The 21,041-nt window shown below is 65.1% G+C and carries 20 protein-coding genes; 5 read left to right on the plus strand and 15 right to left on the minus strand.

The genetic code is table 11. The features are described 5' to 3' along the window. The first annotated feature begins 121 nt into the window (after positions 1-121). Positions 122-1,531 carry a L,D-transpeptidase family protein gene (locus tag AQZ49_RS12825; protein WP_369819125.1) on the plus strand — a complete coding sequence of 470 codons (1,410 nt, stop codon included), beginning with the start codon at positions 122-124 and terminating at the stop codon, positions 1,529-1,531. A 26-nt stretch (positions 1,532-1,557) separates the two neighbouring features. Here AQZ49_RS12825 and AQZ49_RS12830 read toward each other — a convergent pair whose 3' ends face one another. The 7 genes from AQZ49_RS12830 to xseA all read right to left on the minus strand — a co-directional run bounded on the left by AQZ49_RS12830 (position 1,558) and on the right by xseA (position 10,162). Continuing rightward, complete coding sequence (locus tag AQZ49_RS12830; RefSeq protein WP_067616254.1) at positions 1,558-2,160, minus strand: murein L,D-transpeptidase catalytic domain-containing protein; 603 nt, start codon at positions 2,158-2,160, stop codon at positions 1,558-1,560. Next, positions 2,157-2,639 (minus strand): GNAT family N-acetyltransferase, encoded by a 483-nt coding sequence (locus AQZ49_RS12835; RefSeq protein ID WP_067616256.1) that lies wholly within the window; start codon positions 2,637-2,639, stop codon positions 2,157-2,159. The genes AQZ49_RS12830 and AQZ49_RS12835 overlap by 4 nt, the downstream gene beginning before the upstream one ends. A gap of 114 nt (positions 2,640-2,753) precedes the next feature. Then, positions 2,754-3,872: a flavodoxin-dependent (E)-4-hydroxy-3-methylbut-2-enyl-diphosphate synthase gene (gene ispG / locus AQZ49_RS12840; protein ID WP_067616258.1), complete on the minus strand. Its 1,119-nt coding sequence runs from the start codon at positions 3,870-3,872 to the stop codon at positions 2,754-2,756. A 109-nt stretch (positions 3,873-3,981) separates the two neighbouring features. Then, positions 3,982-6,993, minus strand: a complete 3,012-nt coding sequence (locus tag AQZ49_RS12845) for a TonB-dependent receptor domain-containing protein (protein WP_067616260.1) — start codon at positions 6,991-6,993, stop codon at positions 3,982-3,984. A gap of 518 nt (positions 6,994-7,511) precedes the next feature. Next, positions 7,512-8,336, minus strand: coding sequence for a M23 family metallopeptidase (locus AQZ49_RS12850; protein ID WP_067616262.1), 825 nt, complete (start codon positions 8,334-8,336; stop codon positions 7,512-7,514). Beyond that, positions 8,336-8,539 (minus strand): DUF2093 domain-containing protein, encoded by a 204-nt coding sequence (locus AQZ49_RS12855; RefSeq protein WP_067616264.1) that lies wholly within the window; start codon positions 8,537-8,539, stop codon positions 8,336-8,338. The genes AQZ49_RS12850 and AQZ49_RS12855 overlap by 1 nt, the downstream gene beginning before the upstream one ends. Before the next feature lie 177 nt (positions 8,540-8,716). Then, positions 8,717-10,162, minus strand: coding sequence for an exodeoxyribonuclease VII large subunit (xseA, locus tag AQZ49_RS12860; RefSeq protein ID WP_067616266.1), 1,446 nt, complete (start codon positions 10,160-10,162; stop codon positions 8,717-8,719). Between xseA and purD the strand changes: the two genes are divergently transcribed. Beyond that, complete coding sequence (purD, locus tag AQZ49_RS12865; RefSeq protein WP_067616268.1) at positions 10,161-11,441, plus strand: phosphoribosylamine--glycine ligase; 1,281 nt, start codon at positions 10,161-10,163, stop codon at positions 11,439-11,441. The genes xseA and purD overlap by 2 nt on opposite strands. Positions 11,442-11,489: 48 nt before the next feature. After that, positions 11,490-12,107: a LuxR C-terminal-related transcriptional regulator gene (locus AQZ49_RS12870; protein WP_082701760.1), complete on the plus strand. Its 618-nt coding sequence runs from the start codon at positions 11,490-11,492 to the stop codon at positions 12,105-12,107. Here AQZ49_RS12870 and galK read toward each other — a convergent pair. Genes galK through AQZ49_RS12885 form a run of 3 tightly spaced genes read right to left on the minus strand, consistent with a single transcriptional unit; the run spans position 12,104 to position 15,292 of the window. Further along, positions 12,104-13,267 (minus strand): galactokinase, encoded by a 1,164-nt coding sequence (gene galK / locus AQZ49_RS12875; RefSeq protein ID WP_067616272.1) that lies wholly within the window; start codon positions 13,265-13,267, stop codon positions 12,104-12,106. The genes AQZ49_RS12870 and galK overlap by 4 nt on opposite strands. Then, complete coding sequence (locus AQZ49_RS12880) at positions 13,264-14,301, minus strand: UDP-glucose--hexose-1-phosphate uridylyltransferase (protein ID WP_067616274.1); 1,038 nt, start codon at positions 14,299-14,301, stop codon at positions 13,264-13,266. Before AQZ49_RS12880 ends, galK begins: the two co-directional genes overlap by 4 nt. Before the next feature lie 46 nt (positions 14,302-14,347). Continuing rightward, positions 14,348-15,292, minus strand: a complete 945-nt coding sequence (locus AQZ49_RS12885) for an adenosine kinase (RefSeq protein ID WP_197411038.1) — start codon at positions 15,290-15,292, stop codon at positions 14,348-14,350. A gap of 197 nt (positions 15,293-15,489) precedes the next feature. On the opposite strand from AQZ49_RS12885, the gene AQZ49_RS12890 reads away from it, so the two are divergent. Next, on the plus strand, positions 15,490-15,867 hold the full coding sequence (locus tag AQZ49_RS12890; protein ID WP_067616638.1) for a hypothetical protein: 378 nt from the start codon (positions 15,490-15,492) through the stop codon (positions 15,865-15,867). Here AQZ49_RS12890 and AQZ49_RS12895 read toward each other — a convergent pair. The 5 genes from AQZ49_RS12895 to AQZ49_RS12915 all read right to left on the minus strand — a co-directional run bounded on the left by AQZ49_RS12895 (position 15,864) and on the right by AQZ49_RS12915 (position 19,411). Next, positions 15,864-17,027 (minus strand): saccharopine dehydrogenase family protein, encoded by a 1,164-nt coding sequence (locus AQZ49_RS12895; RefSeq protein ID WP_067616276.1) that lies wholly within the window; start codon positions 17,025-17,027, stop codon positions 15,864-15,866. The genes AQZ49_RS12890 and AQZ49_RS12895 overlap by 4 nt on opposite strands. A 60-nt stretch (positions 17,028-17,087) precedes the next feature. Next, positions 17,088-17,642: a dCTP deaminase gene (gene dcd / locus AQZ49_RS12900; protein WP_067616278.1), complete on the minus strand. Its 555-nt coding sequence runs from the start codon at positions 17,640-17,642 to the stop codon at positions 17,088-17,090. A gap of 24 nt (positions 17,643-17,666) precedes the next feature. Then, a complete protein-coding gene (locus AQZ49_RS12905) occupies positions 17,667-18,098 on the minus strand; it encodes a cytidine deaminase (RefSeq protein ID WP_067616280.1) in 432 nt (143 codons plus the stop codon). Continuing rightward, a complete protein-coding gene (locus AQZ49_RS12910) occupies positions 18,095-18,805 on the minus strand; it encodes a glycoside hydrolase family 25 protein (protein WP_067616282.1) in 711 nt (236 codons plus the stop codon). Before AQZ49_RS12910 ends, AQZ49_RS12905 begins: the two co-directional genes overlap by 4 nt. A gap of 123 nt (positions 18,806-18,928) precedes the next feature. Beyond that, entirely contained in the window at positions 18,929-19,411 is a 483-nt protein-coding gene (locus tag AQZ49_RS12915; protein WP_067616284.1) for a UPF0262 family protein, read from the minus strand. 116 nt (positions 19,412-19,527) lie between these two features. Here AQZ49_RS12915 and AQZ49_RS12920 point away from each other — a divergent pair, with 116 nt between their 5' ends. Continuing rightward, on the plus strand, positions 19,528-21,039 hold the full coding sequence (locus tag AQZ49_RS12920; protein ID WP_067616286.1) for a replicative DNA helicase: 1,512 nt from the start codon (positions 19,528-19,530) through the stop codon (positions 21,037-21,039). Positions 21,040-21,041 lie beyond the last annotated feature (2 nt).

Consider the following 21,041-nt stretch of genomic DNA (forward strand, 5'->3'; position numbering starts at 1 on the left):
AAGACCCGCTGGGGCAGGGAGTTATCCGACAGTGGCCCAGGGGACATGCCCCCGGGCGCTGGTCGATGATCCATCTTTGACCCGCAGGGAACCGCCAGCCATGCGCGATTGCCACAGGACCGTGCGTCCCGTCCTGTACCCGTTTACCCTCGTACTGGGCGCCTGTGCCCTGGTGTCGTCGCCGCTTGTCGCCAGCCCGCTGCCCCAGCAGGGCCCGACCGACCTGACGACGCAGGCCCATCCCAAACCTGTCGCGCCCAAACCCGTGGTGCATAGCCCCGCCATCCCTGCCGCCACGCCGACGGCGGCAGAAACGCTGGGCACCGACACCGGCACGACGTTCGAGGTTGAAACGCCCGAATCGCTGCCCGTGGCGCAATGGACGCTGGGCGATGCGCGCGCGCTGCTGGCGGCGATCCGGGGCGTCGGCGCCGAAGGCCTGTTTCCGCGCGATTACCAGCCCGCCGCGCTGGCGGCACAGATTGCCAAGGGCGAAGGCCCCGATCTCGACACGCTGGCCAGCCACTTGTTCATCTGGCTGGCCGAAGACTTGCGCGACGGGCGCACCCCGATGCCCGACCGCGAACAGTGGTTTGCGGTCGATCCCGATCAGGATCTGCACCCCAATTCGCAATTGCTGGCCGAAGCGACCGAATTGCACGATGTGCCCGGCGTGCTGACATCATTGACCCCGACGCACCCCGACTATGCCCTGCTGAAGCAGGCGCTGGCCAAGGCCAAGGACCCCAAACAGATCGCGCTGATCCGTGCCAACATGGACCGGTGGCGGTGGCTGGGGCGCGATCTTGGCCTGCAATATCTGATGATCAACGTGCCCGAACAAGTGTTGCGCCTGACGGTCAACAACCAGATCATCCACACCTATCGCGCGATTGTCGGCCGTCCTGGCAAGACCGCGACGCCGCAACTGGCCGAACAAGTCAAGAATGTGGTGTTCAACCCGACCTGGACCGTACCGCAATCGATCGTGGTGGGCGAGGGCCTGGGCGAAAAGATGATCAGCAACCCGGCCAAGGCCAAGCGCGAAGGCTATGTCGCAACGCGCAACGGCGACGGCACGATCACCGTGGTGCAACAGCCGGGTGACAACAATTCGCTGGGCCGGGTCAAGCTCGACATGCCCAACGAACATGCCATCTATATCCACGACACGCCCAACCGGTCGTTGTTTGCGCTGCCCGCGCGTGCGCTCAGCCATGGTTGCGTGCGCGCCGAACATGCCACGCAACTGGCCATGACGATGGCCATTCTCGGCGCCGATCTGGCGCCCGAAACCGCGATCGAATACAACCTGTCGGGCAAATATACCAAAGTGCCGATGCTGCGGCCGTTCCCCGTCTATATCGTCTATTTCACCGTCGCGCGCGACGTGAACGGGCTGATGCGCAGCTTTCCCGATATCTATGGCCGCGATCCGGCGGTGCTGGCCAGCTTTGCCCAGCCGCGCCAGTTGCACACCACCCAGCGCAAGAGCAACGAAGCGATCATAAAGCTGGACAACCCATTGTAAGTCCTACCCGTTTCGGGGAGGACAATTCAGCCCAGCCCCAGCCGGTCGGCAAACAACAGCCGACCGGCGGCGAGGTGCCACAAGGCCTGGGCGAAATCGCCCGGAGCCATGGCGAAACAGCCGTCGCTGCGGCCCAGTTTGCCCCATTTTTCCAGCATCGCCGGATCGGCGTACCACGCGGGATGCATCACGATCGCGCGCTCTGCGGCGTTGCTGTTGTCGGCATCGAGCCCACCCAGCCGGATCGACGGACCATATTTGCCGTCATACCATTCATACGTGATATAGGCCCCGCGCGAGGTCGCCGCGCTGCCCACGTCGTTCGAAAAGCGTTTGCAGAACCCGTCGTGTTCCGGGTCCGATCCCTTGCCATGGGCAACCAGGAACGAATGCACCCGCCCCGCCTCCAGGTCGGCGAAGTGCAGCCGGGGCAGCGAGGATGGCAGCGCGAAATCGGCGATCGCCACCACATCGCTGCGCCACAATTGCGGCCGCACGCGTTCAAGCTGATCGTGCGCAACCGCCAGCACACGGCGATGCTGTTCGCTGATCTGCCACGCTTGCGCGAACACCCGCGGGCCCGACAGACCGGCAGCCAGCGCGCCTGCCAGGACCGCGCGGCGCTTCATCCAGGCTGGCCCAGCGCGGTCAGCGCCGCACCATCGACCCGCATCATCATCCAGTCATCCAGCGGCCGGGCACCCAGCGCGCGATAGAGCGCGATCGCCGGGGCGTTCCAGTCAAGCACCGACCATTCCAGCCGGGCGCAGCCGCGTTCCACCGCCAGCGCGGCGCAATGTCGCAACAAGGCCTTGCCCAGTCCCGCGCCGCGCGCGGCGGGGCGAACGAACAAATCCTCGACCCAGATCCCGGGGCGTCCTTCAAACGTCGAAAAGTTGTGAAAGAACAGCGTAAAGCCCTGCGGCTCGCCATCCACTTCGCCGATCAGCACTTCGGCATGGGGTCGCGGCGCGAACAAGTGCTGTCCCAGCGCGGCTTCGTCAAAGCGGACCTGGTGATCCAGCTTTTCATACGTGGCAAGATCGCGGATCAGTCCCGCAATCAGCGGCAGGTCGGCAGAGGTGGCGGGGCGGATCGACACAGTCATGGGCACCGACATGCCGGTCCGACGCGGCGCTGTCGAGGGGCTTGCGCCCAAGTCCCGCCAACACGCGATCGCCCGCAGACCCGGCGCGGGATGATGCGCCGGGTCTGCGGTGCGTCAGGCCACCGCTTCGGGCTGGGCCGCCTCGATCTGCGCCGCCTTGGCTTCAACCAGTGCGACGATATGATCGAGCATGTCTTCCGATTGCACGGTGTGGTCGGTCACCCCCGACAGATAGACCATGTGTTTGCCATTGCCGCCACCGGTCAGCCCGATATCGGTTTCGCGCGCTTCGCCAGGGCCGTTGACCACACAGCCGAGCACCGACAGCGACAGCGGCGTCTTGATGTGTGACAGCCGCTTTTCCAGCGCCTCGACCGTGCGGATCACATCGAACCCCTGCCGCGCGCACGACGGGCACGACACCACGCGCACGCCGCGCGTGCGCAGCCCCAGGCTCTTGAGGATTTCAAAGCCGACGCGCACTTCTTCTTCGGGTTCTGCCGACAGCGACACGCGCAAAGTATCGCCGATCCCGGCCCACAGCAGGTTGCCAAGCCCGATCGACGATTTGACCGTGCCGCCGATCAGCCCGCCAGCCTCGGTAATACCCAGATGCAACGGACAATCGACCGCGTCGGCCAGGCCCATATAGGCCGCCACCGCCAGGAACACGTCAGAGGCCTTTACCGCCACCTTGAATTCGTGGAAATCGTGATCCTGCAACAGCTTGATATGATCGAGCGCGGATTCGACCAGCGCTTCGGGGCAGGGCTCGCCGTATTTTTCGAGCAAGTCGCGTTCCAGGCTGCCGGCGTTGACGCCAATCCGGATGGCACAGCCATTGGCCTTGGCCGCGCGCACCACTTCGGCCACGCGCGATGCGCTGCCGATATTGCCAGGATTGATGCGCAGGCAGGCGGCGCCCGCATCGGCGGCTTCGAGCGCGCGTTTGTAGTGGAAATGGATATCCGCGATCAGCGGCACGCGCGCGGCGCGGGCGATCTGGCGAAACGCCGCCGTGCTTTCCTCATCGGGGCAGGACACCCGAATCAGATCGGCACCCGCATCCTCGCAACGGCGGATCTGGTCGATCGTCGCCACCGCGTCGCTGGTGGGGGTGTTGGTCATGGTCTGGACCGTGATCGGGGCATCCCCGCCAACGGGAACGGCACCCACCATGATCTGGCGGCTCTTGCGTCGCGCGATGTCGCGCCAGGGGCGTATCGATGTCATGCCCGCCCTATACCGGACGCAGGCGCCCCGCGAAAGGGATGATGCAAAGGCAAAAAAAGGGGCGGCCCATGCGGACCGCCCCCATTTCCTGTCTTCGTGACGCGATCGATCAGAAGTCGATCTTGGCACCAACGCGGAAGAAACGACCGATGTAGTTCGAATCGTCCCAGGCCGGGTTGAACATGTAGTACGTGAGCCCGTCACCGTAACCACCCGCCGGGTCGAACACCGGCTTCGAATTCAGCACGTTCTTGACATCGAGATAAATGGTGAAGTGATCATCAATCTTCTGGCGAATGTCGAGATCGGCCGTGAACGTCGCGTGCACGTTGGAAATGACTTCCTTGCCGGCGTTCGGGCCCGTCTGCCAATTGGCGGCGAAGCCGATGTCTGCGTTATATTCCGAATAGCCGCTGGTGTAGTTGCCGGTCAGCGTGATGTCGGTCTTGTGGTCGATATCGAACGTGTTCGACCACACCCCGCGCCAGCGCGGCGTACCCGAACAGGCCGTGATGTTGCAGGGACCAAGTGTACCGGCAAACACTTCGACACCGCCAGGCGTGGTCTGCGTCAACTTGCCGAGGTACGACACGTTGAAAATGCTGTGCAGGCCGACGTTGTCCTTCTGGCTGAGCGTCAGGCGCAAGTCAGCGCCGATGTCGATACCCGAAGCCACTTCGGATTCAGCATTGACGTAGCTTGACGTGATATAGCCCAGCAACGGCAGAGAGTTGGGATTGGTCGGATCCTTAAGCCCCGGGGTAACCGTCACGCCCGGCACATTCACCACGCCATTGTTGGCATAGTACTGCGCGATTGCTTCTTCGACCGGCGTGCCTTCTTGCGCAACGCTGATGATGATGCCGTCGATCTTGGTGTGCCAGTAATCGACCGTCAGGGTCAGGCGACGATCAGGGCGCAGCACGGTGCCGATGGTGTACGACTGCGAGCGTTCGGGAGCCAGGTTGGGATTGCCCTCGCTGGTTTCACCCACGCTGTAGGGCGTGGTGGTATAGGTCGAGTTGTTGGGGTGGCTGGAACAGAACGTGGCATAGGCCGGATTGGGGCACGGAGCTGGCTCGCCCACGTAGCCGGTCGTCGGATAGCCATAGAGCTGGCTGAACGTCGGAATGTGGAAACCCTTGCCATAGGTGCCGCGCAGTTCGATCTGCTTGATCGGCTTGAAGGTCGCTTCAAACTTCGGCGAGAAGGCGTGCTGGCCGCTCGAATAGCTGTCGTAACGGCCATCGGCCTTGACCTTCAGGATGTCGAGGATCGGCAAGGTCACTTCATAGAAACCCGAATAGACCCGGCGCGAACCGACCACAGAAACCGGGTTGATCACATAGGCGCCATTGTAGGGGTTCGAATCACCGAACTGGACCGATGGCTCGTTGACCGATTCAAAGCGGTATTCGGCACCGACCGCGACGTTGGCCTTGCCACCAGGCAGCGCGAACAGGTCGTGGTTGATGTTGCCGGTGAACTGGGTTTCGCGCGAACGTGCAACGTCATTGATTGTGGGCGCAATCGCGGCATTGGCGGCCGCCGAATTGGCATTCTGGTCGACGAAGTTGTAGGTTCCCTGCGCAACCGCGTTCAGCAGATCCTGCGCATTGATATAGTTCTGATAGGTCAGACCCAGGTTGATCCACGAGGTCGTGCCTTCGACGTCGTAGGCCCAGCCGTCACCGAACGTACCGCTGATCCCGCCCGAAATGCGATAGGTCTTCGCATCGGTGAGCGTCTGCAGAGGCTGGTTGTAGATTTCCGACAACTGCGCCGACTGGCCTTGCGCCGCATAGGGGTTGTTGGGGTTCAGCTTCGCACCGGCGCTGCTGGCGGTGCAGGTCGTGGTCGAATTGCCGTTGGCGTCTATCCCGCCAACCCCGCCCGGACAGACGTATGCCGGCAGAACGATGTTGCTGACGTTATTGACGCTGTTGGCGATGGTGTTCACGCTGCCGGTGAAAGGCGATGGCGCGCTTTGCGAAAAGGTCTTGGTTTCCGCATAGTTGAACATCAGATAGAACTGTGCCCGACCGATATCCTTGGTCAGACGCGCGTTCGCGCCGATACGGATGATCTGCGGCGAATAGTCGTCGTATTGCTTCGCCGTATCCTGTTGGCAGACCACGCCGTTGGCAGGCGAGTTGCTGGTAGCCTGCGACGCGTTCAGCGTGATGGCCGTCAGACCACCGCAACCGGCCGAGGGGTTAAGGTTCTGGAACTGGCCGGTGCCCTGGCCCGATGCGGCATCCCAGGGACGTGCGAAACCCTGGGTGGTCGAACCGAAGCCAAGATAGCTGCCGTCGCCCTGAAGGCCGTTGGCGGCAAAGTTGGTCAGGCAGTCGCCCTGGCTGTCGCAGATATGGCTCAGATCCTGACCCGTGCCGCGCGTGCTGAACTTGACGGCGTCGTTCTTCTGATATTCGCCGTTGATATAGAAGTTGTAGCCGTCGCGCTTCAGGCTGCCGATGCCCCACGAGGCGTCAAACCGCTTTTCACCGGCATCACCCTTTTGCGAGATGCCGCTCGACATGTTGACGTGAAGGCCCTGAATTTCCTTCTTGATGATCACGTTGACCACACCGGCCACCGCGTCGGCGCCATAGGCAGCCGATGCGCCATCCTGCAGGATCTGGACGTTGTCGACGATCGATTCGGGGATCGTGTTGATATCGACGAAGTTGCGATAGCCGTCATCGGCCAGCGGATAGATCGCGCTGCGCAGACCATTGAAGATCGTCAGCGTGTAACCATCGTTGAAGCCGCGCAGCGAAGGCGCGCTGGCCCCGGTGGCAAAACCGAACACCGACCAACTGTTGGCAAGCGTACCCGAGTTGTTGGCGGGGGTAAGCTGAAGCGCGTCGGCCACCGACGTGATACCGCGATCTGCCAGACTGTCGGCAGAGATTGCAACCACCGGCGAAGCCGTGGCGGTGGCGGGGTTCTTCGACACCGATCCGGTGACGATGATCACATCAGTCGATGCAGGAGCAGGAGCGGCGTCGGCAGTGGTGGTCGCCGCAGCCTGGTCGGCAAACGCAGGCGTCGCCACCAGCGCCAGACCCATTGCCGCGAAGGCAACACTGGCGTTGAGCTTGTTCAGATACTTCATAAAGATTCGAGCCCCTCTCAAGAACGGCAGCCAGCGACAGGCCACCTCTTCGCAGGACCAGAGAGCTACACATGGATGTGATCCATGGTGCCGATCCGTAAATCGTCACCAATCTTGCGTATTCCCCCGGATGCCATGGGAGTGGCAGGTGCAGACCCGTCTCGTAAAGGTCGCGATCGTGACATCTCAGAGGTTTTGTTCCGGTTGTAACTATTATGCCACACTCGTCGTGACGCCGATGCGCGCGCGCCAGGCACTGGTCGGCGCAGATACGGTTTTAAGCGCCGGTGGTTTGGCCCCGGGGTCCCGAGGCGCGCAAATGCGCCATGCGTGACGGCGGCGCGCATCGTGCAAGACGCCATTGCGGACCGGTATCAGCATCTGTGATCTCAATGAGATTGGCGGCAATTTGCAATTTTGTTGCACTGATACGGCCCACCAAAGACACTATGTGTTGTTTCTGCAACATCTGGGGCAAGACGATTGCGCGTTCCGGCCAACGGCAAAGCCTGCAACAATCACGCCGTGAACAGCATCGGATCGAGCCTGCGGCCGCGCCAGGTCAGGCTCCAGTGCAAATGCGGCCCGGTCGCACGGCCCGTCATGCCGACTTCACCAATCGTTTGCCCCTGACGCAGCATGACCCCTTCGGCCACGTCCAGCTTGCGCGCGTGCAGCATCGCGCTGTTCAGGCCCAGGCCATGATCAAGGATTACCAGATGCCCTTCGAGCGTGAACAGGTCGGTGACGGCGGCGAGCACCACCATGCCATCGGCAGGCGCGACAATCGCCGATCCCGCGGGCGCAGCAATATCCATGCCCGAGTGATAGGCGGCAGCCACCCCGCGAAACACGCGTTGCGCGCCGAATCGGCCCGAAATCGGCCCATGGGCGGGGCGAATCATCGCCTGGCGCCATCCTTGCGCCCCACTGTCGATCGCCCGCGCGGCGCCGATTCGCGCCAGTTCGCCCGATCGCAACCGTGCAAATTCCGCATCGGGCAGGCCCGGCGGGTGCATCGGCGCATCGACATGTTCGATCGGCCAGGCGCGCGGGGCAATCGCCAGCCGCTGGTCCACCGCACCAACTGACCCCACCGCCGTCAGTACCGCCACAGGCGCCGCATCGCGATCAAACGCAATCAGGAACGCGCCATCTGTGGCAAAATCCACCGGCTTGCCATCTAGCCGCAGCGCGGTCGTGCCCACCGGAACCCGCCCGCGCAGCCAGCCGCCCTGGCTCGGCTGACCGATCAGCGCAAAGCGGTCGGTGTCCGCCCACACCGGAGCTGCTGCCCATGTTGTGGCAACGGCAAGAAAAGTCCGCCGGTCAACGGCAGACATCACTTCTGCTCAAGCAGGCGCTTGGTCGCGATTTCGGCGCTGGCGTAAGCTTCCTGCAAGTCCGCGCTCCAATAGCGCAGCAGGTCGAGCGGGATGGGCGCGCCGGTCACCGCGCACAGTACATGGTCGCCGGGCGAGAGCTGGCGAAACGTACCGGGCAGATATTGAAGCCGCGCCAGGCGGCCAGCAGGAGGAGTCAGCATCAGATCACATTTCCGCTTTGCATCCTCCCCGGCACGGGGAGGGGGACCATGCGCAGCATGGTGGAGGGGGTTCGCCCCAGGGGACTCCGCGTGTTGGGCGGGGCCCCTCCACCACCCTGCGGGCGGTCCCCCTCCCCGTGCCGGGGAGGATCGTGAATGGCAAGTGCGTGCGTGCCCTCACAGCAATTTCGGCTGTTGCGGGGTGGCCGCCGGGGGCGGTTTCGCGCGGGTCCCGCGCGGGCTGACTGCCAGCACGCCATCGGCGAATTTCAGCGTCAGTTCGGCCTCGCCCCCCGCAGCGGCACGGGTCTTGACGACATGGCCCGCCGCATCGGTGACGAGCACATAGCCGCGCAACAGCGGCGCCTCGGGATCGAGCGAGCGGCGCAGGCGATCGAGCGCATCGATCCGCCCGCGCGCCACCGCGATTCGCTGCAACAACGCTTCAGGCCGCAGTCGCAGCGCGGCCAGCCGTTCGCTTTCGCGCCGCAGCCGCGCTTCGAGCAAAGCCGGGCGCAAGGCCCCGGCATGGCGCGCCAGTTGGGCGGCGGCGAGTTCGGTGCGGTGGCTGAGCGAACGGCGCAAGCGGTCGCCCAGATCGTCGAGCCGTTGTGCCTGCGCCGCCAGCAGTGCCTGCGGCTGGGGCAGTCGCCGCGCGCGCAGATCGAGCCGTTCGCGCGCCTGTGCTAGTTGTCGCCCGATCGCGCGATGGCGCCGCGCCTCCAGTTCGGCCAGCGCGCCAGCCAGTTCGGCGCGCACCGGCACCGCCATTTCGGCCGCCGCCGTCGGGGTCGGCGCACGGCGATCGGCGGCAAAATCGGCCAGCGTGGTATCGGTCTCGTGCCCGACCGCGCTGATCACCGGGATGGTCGATGCGGCAATCGCGCGCACCACCTCTTCCTCATTGAACGCCCACAAGTCCTCGATCGATCCGCCCCCGCGCGCGACGATCACCAGATCGGGGCGAGGCACCGGTCCGCCCGGCGCCAGCGCGGAAAACCCGTGCAGCGCCGCAGCGATCTGCGGGGCCGCGCCCTGCCCCTGGACCAGCACCGGCCAGACCACGACATGGCTGGGAAAACGATCACGCAGGCGGTGCAGGATGTCGCGGATGACCGCCCCGGTGGGCGAAGTGACCACCCCGATCACGCGTGGCAGATAAGGTATCGCGCGCTTGCGGCCTTCATCGAACAGCCCTTCGGCGGCCAGCCGCGCCTTGGTCTTTTCCAGCAGCGCGAGCAGCGCGCCTTCGCCCGCGATCTCCATCCGGTCGATCACGATCTGGTAATTCGACCGGCCGGGATACGTCGTCAATTTGCCGGTGGCGATCACTTCGACACCATCGGCGGGCGCAAAGCCCAGCCGTTGCACATTGCCGCGCCACATCACCCCGTCGAGCCGGGCGCCTTCATCCTTCAGGCTGCAATAGAGATGCCCGGAGGCCGCGCGTTTGACCCCCGACAACTCGCCCCGCACGCGCACAAAGCCAAAGCGGTCCTCGACCGTGCGCTTGAGCAGGTTGGACAAGTCGGAAATCGACATCGCGGGGGCGTTGTCGCCCGGCGCTTCCCTCGCTAACAGGCCCGCAGGGGCGTCATCGTCGCTGGAAGGGTGAAAATTCATGAATGTCCTGTTGCTTGGGTCCGGCGGTCGCGAACATGCGCTGGCGTGGAAATTGGCCCAAAGTCCGCGACTGGGCAAGCTTCATGCGATCCCCGGCAATCCTGGCATTGCCGAACACGCGGCGTGCCACGCCATCGATCTGGCCGATCATGGCGCGGTCGTGGCGTTCTGCGGCGAACATGCCATCGACCTGGTGGTGATCGGTCCCGAGGCCCCGCTGGTCGACGGACTGGGCGACACTTTGCGTGGCGCCGCGATCAGCGTGTTCGGGCCCAACCAGGCCGCCGCGAGGCTGGAAGGATCCAAGGGCTTTACCAAGGATCTGTGCGCGCGCGCGGGCATTCCCACCGCCGGGTATGTGCGCACCGGCAGCGAGGCGGAGGCGCTGGCGGCGCTGGGCCGGTTCGGCCTGCCCGTGGTGATCAAGGCCGATGGTCTGGCCGCCGGCAAGGGTGTGGTGATCGCGCAAACCGCGCAAGAGGCGCGCGACGCGATCGCCGACATGTTTGCCGGCAGCTTTGGCGAAGCAGGCGCCGAAGTGGTGATCGAGGAATTCATGACCGGCGAAGAGGCCAGTTTCTTTGCGCTGACCGACGGGGCCACGATTGTCGCATTCGGGTCGGCGCAGGACCACAAGCGCGTGGGCGAGGGCGACACCGGCCCCAACACCGGCGGAATGGGCGCCTATAGCCCGGCGCGCGTGCTGACCCCGGCGCTGGAACGCGAAGTGATCACGCGCATCATCGCCCCCACCGTCAAGGCGATGGCCGATGAAGGCATGGCCTATTCGGGCGTGCTGTTTGCCGGGCTGATGCTGACCGCCGAGGGCCCAAAGCTGATCGAATACAATTGCCGGTTTGGCGATCCCGAATGCCAGGTGCTGATGCTGCGTCTGGAAAGCGATCTGGTCGATCTGCTGTCGGCAGTGGCCGACAACCGGCTGGCGGCGATCGCGCCCCCGGCGTTTTCGCCCGAACCTGCGCTGACGGTGGTGATGGCCGCCACCGGCTATCCCGGCACACCGGTCAAAGGCAGCATGATCGCCGATCTGCCCAGGGCCGAAGCCTACGGCGCCAAAGTGTTCCATGCCGGAACGGTGCGCGATGATGCGGGCGTGCTGCGCGCCAGCGGCGGCCGCGTGCTCAATGTCTCGGCGCGCGGCACCAGCGTGCGCGCGGCGCGCGACGCGGCCTATCGCGCGGTCGATGCCATCGATTTTGGCGAAAGCTTTTGCCGCCGCGACATCGGCTGGCGCGAGATTGCCCGCGAAGAGGGATGATCGCGATCGGGTAGGGAAAATCGGCCCGACCGGCGTTATGGTGGCGCCATGACCAGAGGCCGCCCACGCTTTGACGACAGTCTGACCCCCGCGGAATGGCGGGTGGTCGAAGGCGTGCGCCACGGCCTGTCGAATCCCGCGATCGCCCGCGCGCAAGGCGTCAGCCTGGACGCCGTCAAATACCATGTCGGCAACGCGCTGCAAAAGCTTGGCCTGGCCAACCGCCGCGCATTGCGGGTGTGGGACGGCGTGCGTCGCGACAGCAATCTGGCGAACAGGGAGCCTGGCATGGACCAGACTATCACGATCGGCGCAATCGGACAGATATCGCGCAGCGTAACCGATATTGCCGAGGCTCGGCGCTGGTATGGCGAGGTGCTGAGCCTGGAACACCTCTATTCGTTTGGAAATATGGCGTTCTTCAATTGTGGGGGGACACGCCTGTTGCTGTCGCAGGGTGATGGCGATCCCGCCCAGTCGATCCTCTATTTCCGGGTCGATGATATCCGCGCCGCCTGTGCCCGGCTTGGCGAGCGCGGCATCCTGTTTACCCGTGCACCGCACATGATCCATCGCCACGATGACGGCACCGAGGAATGGATGGCATTCTTCAACGACAACGAGGGCCGGCCGCTGGCGATCATGGCGCAAGTCGCGCCGGGTTAGACCGACGTGATCCCCGCCCCATCGGCAGGAGCTTCTACCGTGATGTCGGGCAACGCGCCGGTCGGGGTGCGATAGCCGTCGAGTACGGCGGCGCGGACAGCCTCGACGCGGTCGGCACGCATGATCGCAACGACCGCGCCGCCAAATCCGCCGCCGGTCTGGCGCGCGCCGCCTTCATCGCCGATCGCGTGGTCGAGCAAGGCGGCCAACCGGTCGGTGTCGGGCACGGTGATGCCGAAATCGTGCGCCTGCGACACGTGTGCTTCGCGCATCAACCGCCCGGTCGTGACCAGATCGTCGGCGGCGAGCGCCTCGGCGGCTTCGAGCGTGCGACGATTGTCGCCGATCACATGGCGCGCGCGGTGCCAGGCGCGATCATCGAGCGTGGCTTTGGCGGCGGCCAGCATGGCATCGTCGGCATCGCGCAACGCCGCCACGCCCAGATGCGCGGCGGCGCGTTCGCATTCGATACGGCGGGTGTTGTATTCCCCATCGACCAGCCCGCGTTCCACCCCCGATTGCACGATCATCACCGCCAGATCACCGGGCAGCACGATCTGGCGCAGGGCCAGGCTGCGGCAATCGATCAACAGCGCATGGCCCGCGCGGGTTGCCGCGCTGGCAATCTGGTCAAGATTGCCGCAGCGCACGCCGGGAAAGCCACATTCGGCGCGCTGGGCCAGCAGCGCGATGTCGAGCGCGGTCCAGTCGGCGCCCGCCGCCGCGAGCAGCGCGTGCGCCAGTGCCACTTCCAGACTGGCGGACGATGACAGCCCCGTGCCGCGCGCCAGACTGCCCGCAATGGCCAGTGTGCCGCCCGGCACGGCGATGCCGGCGCGGTTCAGTTCATCGACCACGCCGCGCACATAATTGCGCCAGCCGCCGCCCTGGTGCGGGCCGACGCGCGCGGGATCGAACGCGTCGTCTTCGCCGAAATCGAGCGCCGCCACGTACAGCCGCCCGCCCGCCTGCGGGGTGAAGGCCACCCGCGTTTCCGGGCCGATCGCCATCGGCATGGCAAAGCCCTGGTTGTAATCGGTGTGTTCGCCGATCAGGTTGACGCGGCCCGGCGCGCGCGCCGCGATCTGCGGCGCGGCGCCGAACGCCTGGACAAACCCGGCCCGCAGCCGCGCCGCCAGTGTCGTGCCTGTTGGGGTCATGCCTGCGCGCCGTTGGCAGGGGTAACATCACGCAAACGCGCGGCGGCGACTTCGGGGGTCAGGTCGCGTTGCGGTTCGGCCAGCATTTCGTACCCGACCATGAATTTGCGCACCGTGGCAGAGCGCAGCAGGGGCGGATAGAAATGCGCGTGCAGGCGCCAGGCCCCGGGCGCGGCGCTGTGCCCCGGCGCCTGATGCCAGCCCATCGAATAGGGCATCTGGCAATCGAACAGCGCATCATAGCGCCCGGTGATTGCGCGCAGCATCCGCGCCAGCGCATCGCGCGCGGGATCGGACAGATCATCGATGCGCGCCACCGCATCGCGCGCAATCAGCAGCACCTCGAACGGCCACGAGGCCCAGAACGGCACCACCGCCAGCCAATGCGCGTTGACCGCAACCACGCGCTCGCCCAAGGCCAGTTCGCGCCGCGCCACTTCGCCCAGCAAAGCATCACCGTGCGCACGATGCCAGGCGGCCTGTTCGCGATCTTCGTCGGCCAGTTCGCTCGGCACGAAATCGCTCGCCCAGATCTGGCCATGCGGGTGCGGGCTGGAACACCCCATCATCGCGCCCTTGTTTTCGAACACCTGGACATAGTCGAACCGGGCCGCCAGTTCGGTGGTCTGGTCGGCCCAGGTATCGATCAGCGCGCGCACCGCCGCGGTGTCGAGATCGGGCAGTGTCTTGCCGTGATCGGGTGAATAGCAGATCACCCGCGCCAGCCCGCGCGCAGGGGCACTGACAAACAGATCATCCCCCCCATTGGGCGCGGGGGTATCGGGCATCAGCGCGGGAAAATCGTTGGGGAAGACCAGCGTGGCGGCATAGTCCGGGTTGGTTTCGCCCCCGGTGCGCGTGTTGCCCGGGCACAGATAGCACGCCGGATCGTACGATGGCCCGCCACGCGGCGCCGCATCGCCCACTTCGCCCTGCCACGGGCGTTTGGCGCGGTGCGGAGAGACCAGCACCCAGCGCCCGGTCAGGAGATTGCGGCGCCGGTGCGGGTGATCGAGCGGGTCGAACGGGGTCATGCCGCAAACGTTAGCGTGCGCGTGCCCCCGGCGGAAAGACAAATACCTATTCGCCCAGCAGCGGCGCGACGAGCGCGCGCAAATCCGCCTCTGGCCGCGCGCCATAGTGCGAAATCACTTCGGCCGCGCACACGGCACCCAGCGACAGGCAGGTTTCCAGCGGCAGATCGCGGACATGGCCATAGAGGAACCCGGCCGCAAACAAATCGCCCGCGCCAGTGGTATCAACCACCTGGGCCACCGGTGCGGCGGCGACATGCGCGTGTTCGCCCCCGCTGACCGCATGCGCGCCCTTGTCGCTACGGGTGACCACCAGCGTCGGGATCTTGTCTGCCAACGCGGCAATGCCGTCGTGAAAATCCTCGCACCCGGTCAACGCGGCCAGTTCGTGTTCATTGGCAAACAGGATGTCGAGTTCGCCCGCCGCGATCAGCGCGCGGAAATCATCGCCATGGCGGGCAATCACAAAGGCATCGGACAGCGTGAAGGCCACCTTGCGCCCGGCGGCGCGCGCCGCCGCGATTGCGCGGCGCATCGCGCGGCGGGGCTCTTCGGGGTCCCATAGATAGCCTTCGAGATAGAGCACTTTGGCATCGGCGATCACGCTTTCGTCCAGCGCCTCGGCCGGCAGGAACTGCGATGCGCCCAGAAATGTGTTCATCGTGCGCTGCCCGTCGGGCGTCACGAAGATCAGGCAGCGCGCGGTGGTCGGCTGACCGCTGCGCACCGGGGTGGCAAAGGCAATCCCGGCGGCGCGGATATCGTGGGCAAACACTTCGCCCAACTGATCATCGGCGACCTGGCCGATAAAGGCGCACGGCGATCCCAGCGCGGCCATCCCGGCCAATGTGTTGGCCGCCGACCCGCCCGAGATTTCGCGCGCCGGACCCATCGCGGCATAAAGATCATGCGCGCGCGGTTCATCGACCAGCGTCATCCCGCCCTTGGCCAGATCGAGCCGGGAAATATCGTCGTCATGCGCCGGGGCCATGACATCGACAATCGCATTGCCGATCGCGACGACATCGTAACGGGGGGTGGTCTGGGTCACTATTGGCGTCTCCGCAAGGCAAGGATGCCGGTCGCCTAGAGCTTTGCCGCGCTTGCGACAAGGTGCAGCGCGACCGGGACGGATGCATCGCCGCCTCGATTGACAGGACGAGTCCCGCGCGCGATGGCGGGGCGGTAATGCGTGCGATCCTGCCGATACCCCTGGTGCTGTTGCTGGCCGCGTGCGGCGGGGGCATAGTGGCGCCGCCGACAACCACCGTCAGCCAACCGCAGCCCCATCCCGTGCACCACGCTCCGCTGCGCGAAGCCGGGCTGGGCGGGGTGATCGGCGCCGATGCCGATGCGCTGATCCGCCAGTTCGGCCCGCCCCGGCTCGACATTCGCGACGGCGATGCACGCAAACTGCAATGGTCGGGCACGGCCTGCGTGCTGGATGCCTATCTCTACCCCGACGACCATGGTGGCCGCGCCACCGTGACCTATGTCGATGCGCGGCGCGGCGACGGACGCGATGTCGATCGCAGCGCCTGCGTCACCGCACTGCGCCGGAATTAGGATTCAACCGCGAAACCAATCTCGGCGTGATCCTGCAGGCGTTTGACCAGCGCCGCGCCCAGAATCGAACCCGGTGTGCCGATTCCGCCAGGCGCGGTGCTTTCGCGCAAGGCAATTCCGGTTTCGGCGATCATCCGGCTGGTCGAGCCATAGCCCGGATCGTAGCGGCCCTTGACGCCATAGCGCAATGTGCGCCCGTCGGGCCATTCGCCAATGAACAGCACATCGTAGTGCCCGTTCGCGCGCTCTTCGGGGGTGGGGCCTTCGCCCGGCTTGGGATCGGTCGGCTTGCCTATCATCGGCGTTTTGGCCAGATATTCGGCCACCGCCTGGCCCTGATCGCCGGGGCCTGTCAGGACCATTTCGTCATAGACGAAATCGACCCCAAACGGATGCCCCAGCAGCAAGTTGGTGCGGTGGACATTCTTGGTGTTGATCACCGCCATGACAAACGGCGCGGCCCAACTGCCGGTGGCATCGTCAAACATCGGTACATCGGCGCGCGGCTGGTCCGGGCCGGTAAAGCCCGGCGTCAGGCCGAAGGGGCTGGCCATGATGCGGCCCAGCGCGGGCTCTTTGGCAATGGCCGCCAGCGTCGCGGTCAGGCTGTAGGCGGTGCCACCCGAAAAACCGCCCTGCATCGCGCGCACGCGGCATTTGACGCGCGGCGCGGGCGTGCCGAACTGTGCGACCGCTTCGGCCTGCAACGACAGTACGCCCAGATCGAACGGGATCGAATCGAACCCCGACGAAAACGCGATGCGCGCGCCGCTGGCCCGCGCCTCGACGTCGAATCGGTCGATCATCTGGCGCATCCACACCGGTTCGCCGCACAGATCGGCATAGTGCGTACCCGCCGCAACACAGGCCGCCAGCACATCGGTGCCATAGAGCTGATAGGGCCCGACAGTCGTCACCACCACATGGGTAGAGGCCGCCATCGCGGCCAACGAGGCGGGATCGTCGCTGTCGGCCAGTATCAGCGGCGTATCGGCCGGCGCGCCGATCAGATCCCGCACTTCGCCCAGTTTGGCGGCGCTGCGCCCCGCCATCGCCCATTTCAGGCCCGAGGCGCCGTGCCGGTGGGCCAGGTATTCCGCCACCAGCCGTCCGGTGTACCCGGTCGCGCCATAGACGACGATGTCATAGATCCGTGCCATATCCTCTTCCCCCACAAGTGCTTTAACCGTCTGATTAAGACAGCGTGGGGGCCTCGGCAATCAAATCCTTGGCAGGGTGACCCCACGCTGGCCCATGTATTTGCCGGCGCGGTCGGCATAGCTGGTCTCGCACGGCTCGTTGCCTTGCAGAAACAGGAACTGGCACGCGCCTTCGTTGGCATAGATCTTGGCGGGCAAGGGCGTGGTGTTGGAAAATTCCAGCGTCACGTGGCCTTCCCAGCCGGGCTCGAGCGGGGTGACGTTGACGATGATGCCGCAGCGGGCATACGTCGATTTGCCAAGGCAGATCACCAGCACATCACGCGGCACGCGGAAATATTCGACCGTGCGCGCCAGGGCAAAGCTGTTGGGCGGGATGACGCAGACCGGCACCTTGCGATCGACAAACGAATTGGCGGCAAAATCCTTGGGGTCCACCACCGCCGAATCGACATTGGTGAAAATCTTGAATTCGTCGGCCACACGCGCGTCATAGCCATAGGACGACAGGCCATAGCTGATGCAGCCATCGCGCCGCTGGCTTTCGACAAAGGGTTCGATCATGCCGTCGGAAAGCGCTTTTTCGCGGATCCAGCGGTCGGACAGGATGGCCAAGACGTGCCTTTCGGTTGGGGAACGTTATTGTTCCAGATTGGCCGGGCCAAACGCCAGAGGCAAGAGCGCGCTCAACCGCATTTCCACGGTTTCCTGCGCGCCCACCGCGATTATCAGCGGATCGGTACCGCCCAGCGCGGCCAGTTCGTGCAGGATCTGGCGGCAACGTCCGCACGGGGCCACCACCGCGCCCGGCGTTCCACCCGGTCCGCCGACTACCGCCACCGCGATCAGCCCGGCGCGATGGCCCTGCTGGCTGGCCTGCGCCGCGGCAACCGTTTCGGCGCAGAGCGACAGGCCATAGCTGGCGTTTTCGAAATTGCTACCGGTCACCACGGTGCCGTCGGCAAAGCCCAGCGCGGCCCCGACGTGGAACCCCGAATAGGGCGCATAGGCCTGCGCCATGGCTGTATGCGCGTCGGCGATCAGGCGTTCGCGATCAAAAACCTGCGTCATTGTTGCACCACCACCCAGCGCACCGGACCATCGACCCCGGCGACATGCAGCCGGTGTGTGGCCGTCCACAGCACCCAGGGCCGCGCGACATAGCCCGGCGGACGAAAGTCGCCGATCACCCACACGTTGCGGTCGATCCGCGCCGCCAGGTGATAGCGCGCCTCCACCGCCGCGGTCGGCATCAGCACCACCGGACGGCCCAGGTGGCGTTCGACTTCGTTGAGAAAGGTCGTCAGTTCGCTGTCGATCGAGGCTTCGCCCGGGGGATCGGGACAGCGCCGGGCATCAATATCGAGCGCGATCGCGGCGGGCAGCATGTGTTTGTCGCGCGGCACGGTGGTGACGAAATTGCTGGCCTGCACATCGGCGGGCACGCACAAGTCATAGACATGCACCGCCCCCACCTGCAGCCCGGCGGCCCGCGCCGCATCGAACCCGGCGGCAAACGCGGGATCGCGATCGCCGGCCCCGGTACTGGCGGTCAGATAGACGAAATCGGCGCCATGCCCGCCCGGCCCGCTGGCCCTCAGCGTGGCCCATTCGACCGGACCGGATGCCGCATCAAGCCACACCCCTTGCGTGGGATAGCGCGCACGATCGGGCGCCCAGTGGATCACCCACCACCAACCCGCCAGCGCCGCCGCCGCCAGCGCGCATACGAGCACCGGCAGCAGCAGCCAGCGTTTCAGCCCTGCCCTGGCAACCATCAAAATTCCCGTTTCAAAACAAATGCCCCGAACCAGAACATGATGCGTTCAATCTCAATCGAATCATGGTCTGGAGTCTTTGTTTTCGCATCGTTTATTGCAAAAAACCGGTACCACGATGCTTTAGCCCTTGATATGCAAAACGCAGATTAGCGTAAACAGGCGGCGGGCGGTGGGAAAATCGGTCTCGATCTTGCCCTCCAGACGTTCGAGCAACATCGTCGCAGCATCGTTGTGGACGCCGCGCCGGGCCATGTCGATCGTTTCGATTTCCTGCGCGGTGGCGCGGCGAATCGCCTGATAATACGATTCGCAGATCGCGAAATAGTCACGGATCGGGCGACGAAACCGGCCGAGCCCGAGTATCACCGTTTCCAGATGAAGTCCGGCCTCGTCTGTCACCGCCAGCCCCAGCCGACCGTCATCGACCGACAGGCGCAAGTGATAGGGCCCCAGATGCCCTGCGGCAAATGCGCGCAGCGGCTTGAAGCTGTTTTCCTCGATCAGATCGAAGATCGCGATACGACGTTCCTGTTCGATATCGGCGTTGCGCCAGATGATCGTCGTTTCGTCGAGTTCGATATGGGAAATACGCAGATCCGCCATGGTCGCGCCGGTGATGGCATAGAGGCCAAGCCATCGGCAAGCCCTCCCCGCTATCCACAGGGGCAAACTGTGCGCTCGTCTTGTCGCCGCGCGCGGAACAGGGCACTGTGGCAGGCATGTCCCTGACCACCACCATCCTGCAGCGCGAGCCCGACGCCGTGCGCGCGCTTCCCGCCAATGTCGAGGCAGAGGCCGCGTTTCTGGGCGCCGTGCTGATCGACAACCGTATCCTCGAAGAAATGACCTGCCCGCTGACTGCCGAGCATTTCTTTGCCGCCGTTCATGGCCGGGTGTTTTCGCGCATTGCCGCGCTGATCGACCGCAAGGCGGTGGTCACGCCGGTCACGCTGAAACCCTATTTCGAAACCGACGAAGGGTTGAAGGAACTGGGCGGCACGGCCTATCTGGCGCGGCTGACCGCCGACGGGCAGGGCTTGCTGGCGCCGCGCGAACTGGCGCAACAGATCTATGACCTGGCGTTGCTGCGCGAACTGATCACGGTTGGCCGCACGCTGGTCGAACAGGCCATGGACACCAGCGAAAGCGTGTCGCCGCTGGGCCAGATCGAATCCGCCGAAGCCGCACTCTATGCCGTGGCCGAAGGCGCGCAGACCGGCAGCGAGGCGCAGAGTTTCGCCACCGCCACGCGCGCTTCGCTTGAAATGATCGAAAAGGCGCTGCTGTCGGGCGGGCATATTTCGGGCAAGACCACCGGGCTGACCTCGGTCAACGAAAAGATCGGCGGCCTGCACGATTCCGACCTGATCATCCTGGCCGGACGCCCCGGCATGGGCAAGACCAGCCTTGTCACCAACATTGCCTTCAACGCGGCCGACCGGTTGCGCCGCGACATCGCCGACGGCATCACGCCCAAGGATTCGGTGGGCGCTGGTGTGGCGTTCTTCAGCCTGGAAATGAGCGCCGACCAGCTCGCCACGCGTATCCTGGCCGAACAGTCGGGGATCAGTTCCGAAGCTTTGCGCATGGGCCGGATCAGCCGCGAGGATTTCCAGCAACTGTCGTTCGCCAGCCAGCGGCTGGCCGAATTGCCGCTGTTCATCGACGACACCCCGGCGCTGTCGATCAGCGCGCTGCGCGCCCGCGCGCGACGGTTGAAGCGGCGCCACGATATCGGCCTGATCGTGGTCGACTATCTGCAATTGCTGCAAGGGTCGGGCCGGACCGACAACCGCGTCAACGAAATCTCCGAAATCAGCCGGGGCCTCAAGACGCTGGCCAAGGAACTGTCGGTGCCGGTGATCGCGCTGTCGCAGTTGTCGCGCGCGGTCGAACAGCGCGAAGACAAGCGCCCGATGCTGTCGGACTTGCGCGAATCCGGCTCGATCGAACAGGACGCCGACATGGTGTGGTTCGTGTTCCGCGAAGACTATTACGTCGCCTCACGCGAGCCCAAGCGCCCGGTCGATGGTGACGAGGCCAAGATTCACGAGGAACACGCCGCCTGGGCCGCCGCAATGGAACGCGTCTATGGTCTGGCCGAACTGATCGTCGCCAAACAGCGCCACGGGTCGACCGGCAAAGTCCGGCTGCGCTTCGAACCGCGCATCACACGGTTTTCCGATCTGGCGCCCGAGGAAATGGGTGCGAGTTCCTACGGGGACGATTGAGC

Origin of the sequence: Novosphingobium sp. FSW06-99 (assembly GCF_001519065.1) — a bacterium.
Classification (GTDB): domain Bacteria; phylum Pseudomonadota; class Alphaproteobacteria; order Sphingomonadales; family Sphingomonadaceae; genus Novosphingobium.